15 protein-coding genes are annotated in these 14031 nt (G+C 34.0%); 8 read left to right on the forward strand and 7 right to left on the reverse strand.

Going from position 1 to position 14031, the window contains the following annotated elements; all coding sequences use genetic code 11:
* Window positions 1–125: 125 nt before the first annotated feature.
* The 5 genes from BT156_RS05020 (at window position 126) to BT156_RS05040 (ending at window position 6063) form a co-directional block, all read left to right on the forward strand.
* The gene (locus BT156_RS05020; RefSeq protein WP_072407811.1) at window positions 126–482 is read left to right on the forward strand and encodes a hypothetical protein; all 357 of its coding nucleotides are present in this window, start codon (window positions 126–128) and stop codon (window positions 480–482) included.
* 297 nt (window positions 483–779) lie between these two features.
* Window positions 780–3164 carry a TonB-dependent receptor gene (locus BT156_RS05025; protein ID WP_072407813.1) on the forward strand — a complete coding sequence of 795 codons (2385 nt, stop codon included), beginning with the start codon at window positions 780–782 and terminating at the stop codon, window positions 3162–3164.
* Window positions 3165–3216: 52 nt separating this feature from the next.
* Window positions 3217–3786 (forward strand): hypothetical protein, encoded by a 570-nt coding sequence (locus tag BT156_RS05030; RefSeq protein WP_072407815.1) that lies wholly within the window; start codon window positions 3217–3219, stop codon window positions 3784–3786.
* Window positions 3787–3923: 137 nt separating this feature from the next.
* Window positions 3924–5258, forward strand: coding sequence for a trigger factor (locus BT156_RS05035; RefSeq protein WP_072407817.1), 1335 nt, complete (start codon window positions 3924–3926; stop codon window positions 5256–5258).
* A 118-nt stretch (window positions 5259–5376) separates the two neighbouring features.
* The gene (locus tag BT156_RS05040; RefSeq protein WP_072407819.1) at window positions 5377–6063 is read left to right on the forward strand and encodes a hypothetical protein; all 687 of its coding nucleotides are present in this window, start codon (window positions 5377–5379) and stop codon (window positions 6061–6063) included.
* A gap of 60 nt (window positions 6064–6123) precedes the next feature.
* On the opposite strand, the gene BT156_RS05045 is transcribed toward BT156_RS05040, so the two are convergent.
* Both BT156_RS05045 and BT156_RS05050 read right to left on the reverse strand, forming a co-directional pair.
* The gene (locus BT156_RS05045; protein WP_072407821.1) at window positions 6124–6708 is read right to left on the reverse strand and encodes a DUF3109 family protein; all 585 of its coding nucleotides are present in this window, start codon (window positions 6706–6708) and stop codon (window positions 6124–6126) included.
* Between the two features lie 9 nt (window positions 6709–6717).
* Window positions 6718–7623 carry a DUF6427 family protein gene (locus BT156_RS05050; protein ID WP_072407824.1) on the reverse strand — a complete coding sequence of 302 codons (906 nt, stop codon included), beginning with the start codon at window positions 7621–7623 and terminating at the stop codon, window positions 6718–6720.
* A 42-nt stretch (window positions 7624–7665) separates the two neighbouring features.
* Here BT156_RS05050 and BT156_RS05055 point away from each other — a divergent pair, with 42 nt between their 5' ends.
* The gene (locus BT156_RS05055; protein WP_072407826.1) at window positions 7666–7899 is read left to right on the forward strand and encodes a DUF6341 family protein; all 234 of its coding nucleotides are present in this window, start codon (window positions 7666–7668) and stop codon (window positions 7897–7899) included.
* Window positions 7900–7974: 75 nt separating this feature from the next.
* On the opposite strand, the gene BT156_RS05060 is transcribed toward BT156_RS05055, so the two are convergent.
* The 5 genes from BT156_RS05060 to BT156_RS05080 all read right to left on the reverse strand — a co-directional run bounded on the left by BT156_RS05060 (window position 7975) and on the right by BT156_RS05080 (window position 11356).
* Window positions 7975–8418 carry a universal stress protein gene (locus tag BT156_RS05060; RefSeq protein WP_072407829.1) on the reverse strand — a complete coding sequence of 148 codons (444 nt, stop codon included), beginning with the start codon at window positions 8416–8418 and terminating at the stop codon, window positions 7975–7977.
* Window positions 8419–8477: 59 nt separating this feature from the next.
* Entirely contained in the window at window positions 8478–9083 is a 606-nt protein-coding gene (locus BT156_RS05065; protein ID WP_072407831.1) for a fumarylacetoacetate hydrolase family protein, read from the reverse strand.
* 301 nt (window positions 9084–9384) lie between these two features.
* Window positions 9385–9783, reverse strand: coding sequence for a putative signal transducing protein (locus BT156_RS05070; protein WP_072407833.1), 399 nt, complete (start codon window positions 9781–9783; stop codon window positions 9385–9387).
* A 3-nt stretch (window positions 9784–9786) separates the two neighbouring features.
* Entirely contained in the window at window positions 9787–10551 is a 765-nt protein-coding gene (locus BT156_RS05075; RefSeq protein ID WP_072407835.1) for a 3'-5' exonuclease, read from the reverse strand.
* Between the two features lie 91 nt (window positions 10552–10642).
* Window positions 10643–11356: a CDP-alcohol phosphatidyltransferase family protein gene (locus tag BT156_RS05080; RefSeq protein ID WP_072407837.1), complete on the reverse strand. Its 714-nt coding sequence runs from the start codon at window positions 11354–11356 to the stop codon at window positions 10643–10645.
* Window positions 11357–11471: 115 nt separating this feature from the next.
* Here BT156_RS05080 and BT156_RS05085 point away from each other — a divergent pair, with 115 nt between their 5' ends.
* Complete coding sequence (locus tag BT156_RS05085; RefSeq protein WP_072407839.1) at window positions 11472–13403, forward strand: LTA synthase family protein; 1932 nt, start codon at window positions 11472–11474, stop codon at window positions 13401–13403.
* A gap of 152 nt (window positions 13404–13555) precedes the next feature.
* Window positions 13556–13972 (forward strand): DUF2147 domain-containing protein, encoded by a 417-nt coding sequence (locus BT156_RS05090; RefSeq protein ID WP_072407840.1) that lies wholly within the window; start codon window positions 13556–13558, stop codon window positions 13970–13972.
* Window positions 13973–14031: the final 59 nt, after the last annotated feature.

The following is a 14031-nucleotide window of genomic DNA, read 5'->3' on the forward strand; positions in this document are numbered from 1 at the left end:
TAATAGTTTTATCATTGCCATTTGTAACAAAAATGCAATCATAACGACATATTTTAGACAGCTTCACAAAGCATATTAATAAAACTTTAATCTAAGTTTTAAATTATTATTCATATTTTTGAAAGATGATTTTTAAAGAAAGCAGAAATCTGAAGAGTTTTATCTCCAAGCTATTGTTTGGGATCTACTTCATTGCGCTGTTTTCTCAAAATTTTCACAATCACAGTTCCGAAGAAGTTTTTAAAAATTTCAGCTTTAAAAAAACGGAACATAAGATTTCAAATAATGTAGTGAAAGAAAAAGCCGGCGACTGTTTGGCCTGTCATTTCTTGGCTACCGGACATACTTTGGTTCCTGATGAGTTTAACTTTACTTTTGAGCATTATACGCATGAAGTAGAATTAATCATTGCTGTTCAGGAAAAAATCTGGTCTCAGACTAAATTCACTTTTCAACTTAGGGGGCCTCCCACAATTTCATAGTCTTTTAGATTCTTTTCAGGCTTTAATGGGTTAAAGTTTAGCTTTAAAATTGATGCTATTTTCCTTTTAAATTTATCTTAATCAGCCACGAAGTGGCGAAATAATAATAGCATCGGGTGAAACCCGGTGAAAGAAAGATAGATGATAATGTAGACCTGAAAGGGAGGAATGATTAGTTATAGGATTTTCTTAAAGATTATCAGATCAATTTTACTTTAACCAAGATTAATCAGCCATAAACTTCACATTTTTTACGAAAATGTACCTTTATTGAGGTACTAAATCTATCTATTTACAATGAAATTGATATATAGTTTAATGTTGATCCTTTGTGGATTTGCATTTTCAAACGCACAAAAAAATTACACGGTAGAAGGTGTTGTTCAGGATTTTCACGATAAAACAATGCTGGAAAATGCAGTGGTGAAAATCGGGGATTTTACAGCCAAAACAGACAAGAAAGGGAAGTTTTCTTTTGATAAGATTCCTGCAGGAAAATATATACTCATTGCTAAACATCCTGATTGTAATGATTATACTGAAAATATAGCAGTTACTCAGGATATGCATGTAGCAATTACTCTTGAACATCATATTCAGGATATTGAAACGGTGACTATCCATGGAAGTCACAAAAAAAACGGTTCTTTAATTATAAAAACTCTTGATAAAACAGATATAGAAAGAAATTCTACAGAAAATCTGGGGAATTTATTATCTAAAATTTCGGGAGTTACCGCATTAAAAACCGGAAATAATATTTCAAAACCGATTATTCACGGGCTTTACGGAAGCAGAATCGCTATTTTGAATAATGGAGTAAAATTGGCCGAGCAAGAATGGGGAGTAGAACACGCACCGAATGTTGATATTAATAATTTTCAACATATTGATGTGATTAAAGGCGCTTCTGCCTTAAAGTACGGAAGCGATGCCATCGGAGGTGTTGTAGTCATGGAACCGGAGATTTTTCCTAAAAAAGATACCATCAAAGGTTCAGTTGGTCTTACCGGAATTTCCAACGGAAGAGGGCTGGGATTGGATGTAGATGTTGCCAAGGTTTGGAAAAACGGATGGGCTGTAAAGTCTGGTGGAAGCATCAAAAAATTGGGTGACCAAAGCGCTCCCGACTATAATCTGAAAAATACGGGAATGGATTTTTCTTCCTTTAATTTTACGGTTCAGAATAACTCTTATGAAAAAGGAATTTCATTTGATTATTATTTAACGAATCAGAATATCGGGATTTTGAGAGATTCACACGTTGCCACTTCGGGTGATTATGACAGAGCGATGAATGCCAATCCGCCTATTTATTCGGGTAAATTCAGCTATGATATTGATAATCCGAGACAGCTTATTGAGCATCATATTGCAAAAGTTTCAGCTTTCAAAAGATTTGAAAATATTGGAAAACTTTCGGCTACCTACAGTTACCAGTATAACCACAGACAGGAATATGACATCAGAAGAGGAGAATTGAGCGACACGCCTTCTCTGGATCTGGAATTGATGACGCATCAGTTTAACCTTAATGATTTATTGGAAAGGGAAAAATGGTCTCTGGAAACTGGGATTGATGCCAGTTTTCAAAACAATTATTCAGATCCTGCGACGAAAGCCAGACGTTTGATTCCTAATTATGATAAATATGCCGCAGGTCTTTATTCTGTTTTTAAATATAAAATTTCTTCTGAATTTAATTTTGAAGCAGGTGCAAGATATGATTTCACACGTTACGATGTTACCAAATGGTACGACAAAAGTGATTGGGAGAAATTGTATGCAGACAGTTTTCCTCAGTTTTATGTGAAAACAGATCAGAACAGAGTTTTGACGCGTCCTCAGCTTAATTATAACAATGTTTCTTTCAATGCAGGTTTGGAATATCGTCCAAGCTCTAATTTTGATTTGAAATTTAATTATGCAAAAGTGGGCAGATCTCCAAACGTTGCAGAATTATTCTCTGACGGATTGCATCATTCTGCAGGAATCATTGAAATCGGAGATATGGCCTTGAAAAACGAACAGGGACATCAGTTTAATTTAACGGTAGATTCAAAATTCAATGTTTTGAGAGGTCTTACTATTTCTGTAAACCCTTATTTTTTCATTACTAAAAATTTTATTAATGAAGTTCCGGTTGGTATCAAAGGAACGATCAGGGGAGTGTTTCCGGAATGGCAATATCAACAGATCGATGCCAAAATGTATGGTGTAGATTTAGATATTAACTGGAAACTTACGGACGATCTTACCTATGTTGGAAAAGGAAGTTATGTTCACGGACAGGACGAAACCAACAACGAACCGTTGATCTTAATGATGCCGCCGAATTTCTCCAATACATTGCAGTTCAAGAAAGAAAAATGGAATAATTTCTATTTTACGGTTGAAAATCAAACCTCTTTAAAACAAACCAGATTCCCGATCAGAAATGCTCCGTTGGAAATTTATGTAGACGGACAGTTGGTGGATAAAGAGATCGATTTCAGTACGCCGCCAAACGGATATTCACTTTGGAACATCCAAACGGGGATCAATATCAGTAAAAATCTTTCTGCGGGACTTATCGTGAATAATCTTTTCAATACTTCGTACAGAGATTATCTGAATCGTCTTAGATTCTTCGCGGATGAGGCAGGAAGAAACTTTATTTTAAATTTTAGATACAGATTCTAAAGTTTTCAAAAATTTATTTAATCAAAATTTTACAATTTTAAAATTCTTAAAAATGAACAAACTATTCAATACTAAAAATATCATCAAATTATTAGCAATTTTATTCATTACGATCACTGTTATTTCTTGTCAGAGAGACGGCTCGGCAGAAGAGGATGATCTTCCTCAGGAAGAACTTACCAATATTGTTTTGTTGGTTACTGAAGAGGGAACAACAAATACATTAACGTATGATTATAGTATCGGAGCAGGAGGAATTCCTACAATTCCTTTGAAGGACGGGAAATCTTATACTGTTGAAGCAAAATTCAGAAACGGGAATGAAGATGCTACAGGTGAGATTATTGATGCTAAAGATGAACATTTCCTAATTTTTGATTTTCCTAAATCTAATATCGCAGTTACCAGATTAGACGGTAACGATCTTAGAAATGACGGGAAAAGAGTAGGTCTGAGAACAAAATGGGATGTAGTGAAAGTCGTAGATTCTCCGTCACCATTGTTAAAATTAACCCTTATCCACGCTCCTGAAAGTGTAAATGATGCCAAATCAGGAACTGCCTGGGGAAGTGTCGTAGGTGGAGAAACAGATGCTGAGGCTACCTATAACCTTACCAACTAAATAATAATTTTCAAAATAAAACCACTGAAACTTTCAGTGGTTTGTTATTTATAAATATTTGATGGATAAGAATTTATCTTTAGTAGGGTATTTTGATAAAAAATTCATATTTTTGCAACCTAAAATTTTAATCAATAATGAAGGTTACCGCACAAAACCATGATGACGTAAGTGCATTACTTACTGTAACATTGGAAAAATCTGACTACAAAGAAAAAGTAGAGAAGCAGTTGATTAATTATGCTAAAAATGCGCAAGTTCCTGGATTCAGAAAAGGAAAAGTGCCTTTAAGTATGGTTAGAAAACAATATGAGGCAGGTATTGCATTCGAGGAAATTAACAAGCAGGTTTCTGATGCTTTAAATAGCTATGTAAACGATAACAAGTTAAGATTAGTTGGCCAGCCTGTTCCTCAGCCTGTAAATGATTTCAATCATAACGCAGAAAAATTGGAAGTTGCTTTTGAAGTAGGGTACGAGCCTGAATTCACAATAGATCTAGCTAAATATGAAGCGCCTCACTACAAAGTAGAAGCTTCTGAAAAAGAAATCAACAAAAGCATTGAAAACATGCAGAAGCGTTTCGCTGAGCAGGTTCCTCAAGATAAAATCACTAAAGATTCTTACATCGCTTTAGAAATTTCTCAAGTTGTTGAAGAAGATGCTGAAGGTGAGCACCACCACCATCCAAAGAACGCTACCATTACCGCTGAAAACAAAGAAGCTTTCAAATTGGTAAAAGGTTTGAAAATGGACGGATCTGTAAAGGTTTCTAAAGAAACTCTTGCTGGTGACGAAGAATTAGCTAAAGAATTAGGATTCAGCAAAGAAGAAGTTGAGCACTTACACCACAACGAAATTGAGGTTAAAGTAAAAGATTTCTATTCTTTAAACTTAGCTGAGCTTAACCAAGAACTTTTTGATAAAGTTTACGGAGCAGAAACTGTTTCTTCTGAAGAAGAGCTTAAAGCAAAAGTGAAGTCTGAATTAGACGAATATTTCCAACAAAATGCTGATGTACACTTTGTAAACAAAGTATTAGAGCAAATTACAGAGAAAGAAGAAGTAAAACTTCCGGAAGCTTTCTTAGTTAAATGGTTATTATTCTCTAACCAGAACATCCAGTCTGAAGAGCAGGCTAAACAAATCCTTGAAACTGAGAAAAAACAATTAAGCTACCAGATCATCGAAGGTAAATTGATGTCTGATAACGAAATTCAGTTGGATTATGCTGATGTTTTGGCACAAGCTGAGCAATTAGTAAGAAACCAGTTGGCTATCTACGGAATTCACCACCTAGGAGATGAGGAGATCCAAAAATATGCTGTTGAAATGTTGAAAGACCAAGAGCAGGTAAGACAAATCTCTTCTGAAGTTGCAATGACTAAATTGAAAGATGTAATTCTTGAAAAAGCATCTAAAAAAGAAACTGCAATCTCTCACGACGAATTTTTGGAAGAACTTAAAAAATAATTTATTTTTTATACATATTTTAAAACCACCAGATTATTTTGGTGGTTTTGTTTTTTTGCCCGAATTACTTTATATCAGACAATATTCATATATTTACGTTTTATAAACTAACTTATATATGAAAAAGATCATCATCCCGTTTTTCTGTGCCGTGCTTTTTTCCACCTCGGTAGCTGCGCAAAAAACAACTGCTGCTTCTGCTAAAACGGAAGCTGTGAAATCAAAATTAACATCTAAAGAAGTTATTGATAATTATCTGAAAGCTTTGGGTGGAAAAGATAAATTAGAAGCTGTAAAAACTACAATTACAGATAATACTCTTTCTGTACAGGGAATGGAAATTTCTATGACAACTAAAAAGATGGGAAATAAGTTCAAGTCCGTACAATCAGTAATGGGACAAACGATGACTCAGCTTTTTGACGGTGAGAAAGGATATTTCGACCAAATGGGGCAAAAAAATGACATTCCTGCAGGTAAAATTGCTGAACTTAAAAAAAGTAAAACAATTGATGCATTAGGGTATGAAGCTTCTAAATTCCCGGCTGTTACCATAGAGAATATAGACGGAAAAGATTATAATGTTTTAACTTCTGAGAAAGGGAAATATTATTTTGATGCCTCAACTTCTTTATTGCATAAATCTACTTCTGATGAAGGTTCGGCTACAATTAAGAGCTATATGACGGTAGATGGCCTCCAATTCCCGGCTGAGATTGAAGCAGAAGGCAAAGGTCAGAAAATCACAATTAAAACAACTAAAATTGTGATTAATTCTGGAGTTACAGATGCAGATTTTAAATAAAAATATTTAATTTTTAACAATAAAAAAACCGCAAATCACTGATTTGCGGTTTTTATTTTTTTAGTTTCCGTATTCTTTTTTCCATTCGTCTGCGGCTTCGCTCAGAACATCGTAGAATTCTTCTCCATATTTTCTTATTAATGGAGTTTTCAGGAATTTATAAACAGGAACCTGAAGTTCTTTTCCTAATGTACAGGCATCGCTGCACACATTCCATTCGTGATAATTCAAAGCGGTAAACGCAGAATATTCTGTAACACGAATTGGGTAGAGGTGACATGAGATCGGTTTCTGCCAATCTATAGCGCCATCTTCATAGGCCTTTTCAATTCCACATTTTGTAATTCCTCTTATATCATAGGTTACATAGGCACACTCACGGTCTTCAACCATTGGGGTTACGTACATCCCGTCTGAAGGATCGGTTGTCCATGTTCCCTGCTCTTCCAGAGCCTGGATACCTTCCGGAGTAAGGTAGGGCTTTATTTTATCAAAAATTGAATCTAAAATTTCCAGCTCATTTTTATCTAACGGAGCTCCTACATCTCCTTCCACACAACATGCACCCTTACATTTGCTAAGGTTGCAAACAAATTCTTCGGAAAATATATCCTCGGAAATCAATTTTTCGTCTATCTGAATCATAATTTTTTTTTAAAATAAATCAAAATAAGTTCCTGCTTTAAAGGTAACTAAACTAATAAGGAGAAGCCATAAGCTTACTTCCTGCATCCAATATTTAGGTAAAAACTTTAGCATCCTGCTTAAAATAATACTTGATGGAAATGCCAATAGTAATAAATATTCATAACTTTTATTCATATAGAGAATAATAGTAACCAGCTGAGCCAAAGAAAATACAAGTAGAAAAGTATATTTATATCTGCTTATCGGACTCTTTTTATTATAGTTTTGAAAATGGTCATATACTGCATATATCAGCATTAAAGCGATCGGAATTAAAGGAAACAGTTCTGTATAATCTGTTACTATTTTCATTTTTCCAAACGGGAAATAATCGATATTCCAGGATGTAAATCCAACAAAAAACATAATGGAAAAATAACTGAATGCGATTAATATAACTCCTAAAATAAACCTGAAAACATTTAAAACAATTCTCTGCGAAGTAGCGATTACGTGAATGATCACAAAAACCGCCATCGGCCATGTTGTCGGCAGAAAAATAAAATTTAATGCAACTATGGAACCTACCAGTACATAAGATTTTTTTCGCGTGTCTTCATCGGTACTTGTTAACAGCAAAAGAAGGAACGAATTGGTAAGAAGCGCAACGGCAATTCCGATATCTAAATTGCCGGGATAAAGTCCAAAAATAAAAAATGTATATAAGAATAAAGGCAAATGAGTCTGATAATTAAGTGCAATGCTATGAAAACAGAAATATGCCAAAGCAATTCCCAGAAAAGTTATTCCGGCTATAATGGTTTCATTTGTATTGAAATTCAGGATGTTAAATACTATTACGATTAAAAGAAGAAAACCAATATAAACAGGAATTGAAAAAATATTGCTTTCTTTTGAAAGTAATTTAAACATTTTTTATAAATTTGTACAAAGTTAATTTAAAAAAGGAAAATAATGACGTCTTTCTTTCTATTCTTAAGCAAAGTTTTCAAATGGTCTTTCGGCTTTTTTGACACTTTCGGAAATGTTTTAAACTGGATCTTATTTACTGTTTGCTGCGTACTGTTCACGTATTGGTGCTATGTATTAGTGGCGACACTAGGTGGTGACAAAGATAAAGACTACTATTCTCCAACTGAGGGTAAAAACCCTTATTATGATCCTACGATCTACAAAAAAGAAGGTTAATTAATTGGTTATATAGTAAAAAACCGATCAAAACATATGTGTTTGGTCGGTTTTTTTATGGATAACGATTAAAATTTAATGTGTTTCATGGATCGGAAGCACCAAAACAGGAATATGAGAATCTTTCGTCAATCCTTTGGTTAAACTTCCTACAAATACATCATAAATTCCACTTCTTCCGTGAGAACCCATTACGATGTAGTTTGCATTTTTTTCTTTAGAATACTCTAAAATAATATCTTTGGCGATCCCTTGCTTCAAAAGATGCTCGCAGTCGATATTCTGAGCAATAATTCTTTGCTCGATCTTATTCAGCTGAACCAACTCTTCTCTTATTTCATTAGCCTCCACTTCAGGAAAATACTGGAACCCCATATCTCCAATGGCAAAACCAATATCTGAAGGTGCAACATGAATTAAAAAAATCTTACCGTTGAGTTCTTTTGCGAATTTTACAGCTCCGTCTACAAGCTGATCTGTTTTATCCCCAAAATCTACGGGCAGTACAATATTTATCATAACCTTTAATTTTGTTTATTAAAGATAGAAAAATTATGCCAATTTTCATGTTAAATTACTTATAATATTCGGATGTCCAGGATTTTTTCATCTTCAAGATAGCCTTCCAGAATATCATTTTCATCAACTTTTCCAACCCCTTTTGGAGTACCTGTGAAAATAAGGTCACCAACTCTTAAAGTGAAATATTGGGAAGCAAACGAAATGATGTCATCGAATGAAAATATCATATCTTTTGTATTCCCGTCCTGCACTTTTTCTTTATTTTTTAATAATGAAAATTGTAAATCTTCAAGATTATAATTCTCTTTTTTAAAGAAATTTCCAACCACTGCGGAACCGTCAAAGCCTTTGGCAAGCTCCCAAGGAAGCCCTTTAGATTTTAATTCGCTTTGAAGATCTCTTGCCGTGAAATCAATTCCCAATCCGATTTCCTCATAATGTTTGTGAGCTGTTTCTTTCTGGATGTATTTTCCACCTTTTGAAATCTTTACGACAACTTCCAATTCATAATGTACATCATTTGAAAACTCGGGAATGTAAAAATCGTTTCCTTTCAAAACTGCCGTATCAGGCTTCATGAAAATAACCGGTTTTTCAGGGATTTCGTTTCCTAATTCTTTTGCGTGTTCACTGTAATTTCTTCCGATGCAGATAATTTTCATACTACTTTTTATTTATGTCATTGCGAGAAGCGAATGCGACGAAGCAATCTCACAATTATTTTTACTTATTTTTTGAAGCTGTTTCCCGCTTTCCGCTATATCTTTTGTTCTGCTGCGCTGCACAAAAGGATGTCGCTGCAATCGGGGCTAGGGTTTTAGTCTTTATCTCAATATATCAACATCAAATTATCATTCCGTTCGTCATCCTGGAAGGATCTAAACTGTTGAAAAGAAAAAATTATCCAATAAATTTGTTGAGATTCTTTCAGAATGACAAAATTGAGTGTTAAAGTATTAATTTCTAATGCGTAAACTCATTCTCGCAATAATAGCAAATGAATTTATGACTCGTTAAAAGCGAAACTCCAAAAAAGCTCGTTGCGCTGTCATCCCTGTAAATATGGTTTGAACCACATTTCGGACACACAAAATCAAACTTAGGATCTGCAATGGTATGTTCTACTTCCAGCGAAACCTTCTCATTTTCTTTATAATCGTTCAGAATTTGAGTGGCTTTCTCCAAGTCTTCTTCAAAAACCTGCAACTGAATTCCCCCAACTGCCTGCGAAAGCAACCAATCGGATTGAATAAGCTGTTCGTTCGCGATGAAACTGTTGATCTCATTTTCAGCCAATATCTGTTTGTCTCTATTGGCTTCAAGAGCAGTTTCGTAAAATTTAAACTTAACTAATTCTGACATATTTTAGAATTTACCTGACAATTGTATTTTAGTGAAAACCTTCTTCGTGTAAAGCGGGAAATCAGCATTCTGAAGCCATCCGAAATATCCAAGATCCTTTTGGAAAACAGCTTTTACGCCCTGACCTTTATATTTTCCGAAATTGAAAACCGGTTCCGTTTTATCATTAAGTCCGATGAAACCTGCAAGATCTGCATTCTTATTGTGGAATGTAAATTCACTTAAAGGAGCAATTTCATTCGGAATATCATCATACTTTCCAATCTGAGCGTCCAAAACTTCGAAAGTTGCCATCACGTCAGCCTCAGCCGAGTGCGCATTTTCAAGAGTTTTCCCACAGTAGAATTGATAAGCTGCGCCTAAATTTCTAGGTTCTTTTTTATGGAAAATAGTCTGTGCATCAACAAGTTTGAATTTACTTAAATCAAAATCAAGTTCTGCTCTCAAAAGTTCTTCTGCCAACAAAGGAACATCAAATCTGTTAGAATTGAATCCTCCCAAATCCGCACCTGAAATCATTTCCATTACTTTTGATGCGATCTCTTTGAAGGTTGGAGCATCTTTTACATCTTCATCATAAATTCCGTGAATCTGGCTGGATTCAAGAGGAATCGGCATTTCAGGATTTACTTTCCACGTTTTGCTTTCTCTTGAAGCATCAGGATTTACTTTTAAGATACAGATTTCAACGATTCTGTCTTTAGCAATGTTCGTTCCTGTTGTTTCAAGGTCAAAAATACAAAGAGGTTTATGCAGTTTTAAATTCATTTTTATTAAGTTATGAGTTATAAAGTATGAATTATGAGTTGATAGCGAGATAGTTGAATGTAACTTATCACTAATAACTTATAATTCATAACTAATTAAGTTGTTTTTGAAATACTAATGATACTAAGATATAATAAATTACAAGCATCGGAATCCCGACGATCTGAAATATCGCTAAAATGGCAATTCCGCCAACGATTAATACGATTTTAGCATAATTGTCCTGAATTTTTTTTGATTTGAATTTCATCGCCATCATTTTTATCGGACTGATCAACAGCCATGAAGTAATGATGGTTAAGAGAATCAATAATAATTCATTTTCGAAAAGGAAACTGAAATAATTGGTTTCTTTGAATGCATAATACAGACCAAAAAGCAAAACAGTATTGGTTGGTGTATTTAATCCTTTAAAATAATAGCGCTGCTCCTCATCCAGATTGAAAATCGCAAGTCTTAAACAAGAAAAAACTGTAACAAGCAATCCGAAGTATTTGATCTCAAAAGGAAGATGAAGTCCTAATAATTCTGTCCCGAAAGGCTCTAATGCTTTATACATTGTCAATCCGGGAATCACCCCAAAACTCACCATATCGGCAAGAGAATCCAGTTGAAGTCCCAAATTTGAGTTTGATTTTAAAGCTCTGGAAACAAATCCGTCAAAAAAATCAAATATCGAAGAAAGAATAAGGCAGATCGCAGTCGTTTGATAATCACCTAAAATAAGATGAATGGCACCCACGCAACCTGCAAATAGATTAGCCAGCGTTAATGCATTGGCAAGATTATTTTTAATGAAATTCATAATCGCAAAATTAAAACAATAAATCAGTTTAACAATGTAACAATTTAACAATGTACTAGTAATTGTTGCAGTGGTAGATTGTTAAATTGTTACATTAATTTGGTAAATTTGCCGGATGAAATTTTTTAAAGAATTTAGAAAACAGGAAGTTCTGGTACTTTTATACCGGATTTTTTTAGCATACTTTTTTTATCAGATTGCAAGATTTTTATTTTGGTATTTCAATAAAGAACTGATAAAAGTTGATTCTGTTTCAGATTATTTCGGTCTGGCATTTCATGGGATTGCGTTTGATACAACGGCGATTCTGTATGTAAATGCGCTGTTTATTCTGTTAAGTTTGGTTCCGATTGTTATCAATACCAAGAAAGTCTATCAAAAAGTGCTTTTCTGGCTGTATTTTATTACCAACGGAATTGCCTATGCCATGAATTTTGGTGATTTTGTTTACTTTAAATTTGCGCAGACAAGATTAACTTCGGCGGCTTTTCAGGTGGCACAGCACGAATCCAATATTTTAAAAGTTTTTACGGCTTCAATCGTTCAAAATCCTTTTATCTTAATATGGTTTGTTGTTTTGATGTGGCTTTGGATTTTCCTTTACAAAAAAGTGAAAATTGAAGAAAGTAAACCTGTAAAATTGATTCCTTACTTTATTTTATCCGTTGTTACGCTTTGTTTAACGGCAGTTTTGTGCGTTGGAGGAATTCGTGGAGATTTCAAACACAGTACAAGACCGATCAATTTGGTGGATGCAAACCGTTTTGTGAAAATTCCGTCACAGGGAAATCTTGTTTTGAACAGTACTTTTTCATTTTTTAGAACATTAAATACGAATAGTTTTAAGGAAGTTCATTTTGTAGATGAAAAATTTATTAATGAAAATATTCAGCCTTATAAAATTTATGATAGGAAAGTTGCTAACAAGCCTAACATTGTCATTTTTATTGTTGAATCTTTTAGCAGAGAATATTCCGGAGCTTTTAATCAAAATACGAAGATAAAAGATTACGTTTCTTACACACCGTTTCTTGATAGTCTGGCAGGTCAAAGTTTGATTTTTCCGAATACTTTTGCGAACGGAAGACAGTCTATTCACGGAATGAGCAGTGTTTTGGCAGGGATTCCGAGTTTGACGGACGCTTTTACGAGCTCACCTTATTCAAATCAGAAAATACAGTCGATTGTTTCAGTTTGTAATGATCTGGGTTACGATACTTCTTTCTATCACGGCGCTCCGAATGGATCAATGGGCTTTTTAGGTTTTGGAAATATTCTTGGGTTTAAACATTATTTTGGAAAAACGGAATACAATCATGATGAAGATTTCGACGGAATGTGGGCGATCTGGGATGAACCATTTTTACAGTATTTTGCTAAAAATGTAGGAAAAAAACAGCCTTTTATGGCGACAGTTTTCACGGCTTCTTCTCATCATCCGTTCAAAATTCCTGAAAAATATAACGGTAAATTTAAAAAAGGTACCAATCAGATGCATGAGCCGATGCAGTACACTGATTATTCAATTAAGAAATATTTTGAAACGGCTAAAAAACAACCTTGGTACAACAATACTATTTTTGTTTTCACAGGAGATCACACCAACGAAATTTATTATCCGGAATATCAAAAAGCAATGAACCGTTTCGCAGTTCCTATTATTTTATATTCTCCAAATCCGGAATATAATTTAAAAGGTGTAAATCTTGAAGAAGCTCAACAGATCGATATTTACCCAACTTTAGCTGATCTTATCGGTTATAATAAAAGAATCAGAAGCTGGGGGAGAAGTTTGGTAAGCGATAGAAAATATCCGGCCATCATTGCAAACTCAGACGGAGGGGTAGAGCAGTTCATTATCGGGAATTATATTTACCGTTTTGATGGCAAAAATGTAGTAGGAATCTTTGATAAATCAGATTTAGGATTAGAAAAAAATCTTATGGATCAATTAAAAAGTAATCCGGAAGTACAAAAAGGGCAGGAGATCGCCAAAGCTTGGTATCAGGATTATATGGATAGAGTCATTAACAGAAAACTGTATTAGGCGTTTAACCCGTGTTTAATTCTGAAAATTGGTACATCTATTGTTATATATGCCAAGGATAATAAAAGTTTTTGTTTGTTTAAAATTAATTTATATTTTTAGCAATAAATAGATAACAGAAATATTTTATTTGAATTAAAACGGTAAGAAATATGAAAAAATTATTATTAACATTGGCATTTTCTTTATTTGGTGTATTATCTTTTGCACAAATTGAGGGTAAATGGAAAACAGTAGACGATGAAACCAAACAAGCGAAATCTATTGTTGAGATCTATAAAAAAGGAGATCAATATTACGGAAAGGTTTCTCAATTGTTGATAAAACCGGCAAATCCTAATTGTGTAGACTGTAAAGATGATAGAAAAAACAAGCCAATTTTGGGAATGGAAATCATCAGAGGTTTGAAAAAAGACGGTGATGAATTCTCAGGAGGGACGATCACAGATCCAAAAACGGGTAAAACTTATAAGTGTACAATTACACGAAAAGGAGACCAATTAAATGTGAGAGGATATATAGGAATCTCTTTAATGGGTAGAACGCAGACTTGGCAGAAAGTTAACTAATCAAGTTTACAATAGAATTTATAACGGCATTTCATTAAATGAGATGTCGTTTTTGTTTT

Source organism: Chryseobacterium limigenitum, from assembly GCF_900114875.1.
In the GTDB taxonomy this organism is placed as follows: Bacteria; Bacteroidota; Bacteroidia; order Flavobacteriales; family Weeksellaceae; genus Chryseobacterium; species Chryseobacterium limigenitum.

What these genes read in the sequence shown, in the direction of transcription:
- BT156_RS05020 (WP_072407811.1), top strand. Translation starts at nt 126, where the DNA reads ATGATTTTTAAAGAAAGCAGAAATCTGAAGAGTTTTATCTCCAAGCTA.
- BT156_RS05025 (WP_072407813.1), top strand. Translation starts at nt 780, where the DNA reads ATGAAATTGATATATAGTTTAATGTTGATCCTTTGTGGATTTGCATTT.
- BT156_RS05030 (WP_072407815.1), top strand. Translation starts at nt 3,217, where the DNA reads ATGAACAAACTATTCAATACTAAAAATATCATCAAATTATTAGCAATT.
- BT156_RS05035 (WP_072407817.1), top strand. Translation starts at nt 3,924, where the DNA reads ATGAAGGTTACCGCACAAAACCATGATGACGTAAGTGCATTACTTACT.
- BT156_RS05040 (WP_072407819.1), top strand. Translation starts at nt 5,377, where the DNA reads ATGAAAAAGATCATCATCCCGTTTTTCTGTGCCGTGCTTTTTTCCACC.
- BT156_RS05045 (WP_072407821.1), bottom strand. Translation starts at nt 6,708, where the DNA reads ATGATTCAGATAGACGAAAAATTGATTTCCGAGGATATATTTTCCGAA.
- BT156_RS05050 (WP_072407824.1), bottom strand. Translation starts at nt 7,623, where the DNA reads ATGTTTAAATTACTTTCAAAAGAAAGCAATATTTTTTCAATTCCTGTT.
- BT156_RS05055 (WP_072407826.1), top strand. Translation starts at nt 7,666, where the DNA reads ATGACGTCTTTCTTTCTATTCTTAAGCAAAGTTTTCAAATGGTCTTTC.
- BT156_RS05060 (WP_072407829.1), bottom strand. Translation starts at nt 8,418, where the DNA reads ATGATAAATATTGTACTGCCCGTAGATTTTGGGGATAAAACAGATCAG.
- BT156_RS05065 (WP_072407831.1), bottom strand. Translation starts at nt 9,083, where the DNA reads ATGAAAATTATCTGCATCGGAAGAAATTACAGTGAACACGCAAAAGAA.
- BT156_RS05070 (WP_072407833.1), bottom strand. Translation starts at nt 9,783, where the DNA reads ATGTCAGAATTAGTTAAGTTTAAATTTTACGAAACTGCTCTTGAAGCC.
- BT156_RS05075 (WP_072407835.1), bottom strand. Translation starts at nt 10,551, where the DNA reads ATGAATTTAAAACTGCATAAACCTCTTTGTATTTTTGACCTTGAAACA.
- BT156_RS05080 (WP_072407837.1), bottom strand. Translation starts at nt 11,356, where the DNA reads ATGAATTTCATTAAAAATAATCTTGCCAATGCATTAACGCTGGCTAAT.
- BT156_RS05085 (WP_072407839.1), top strand. Translation starts at nt 11,472, where the DNA reads ATGAAATTTTTTAAAGAATTTAGAAAACAGGAAGTTCTGGTACTTTTA.
- BT156_RS05090 (WP_072407840.1), top strand. Translation starts at nt 13,556, where the DNA reads ATGAAAAAATTATTATTAACATTGGCATTTTCTTTATTTGGTGTATTA.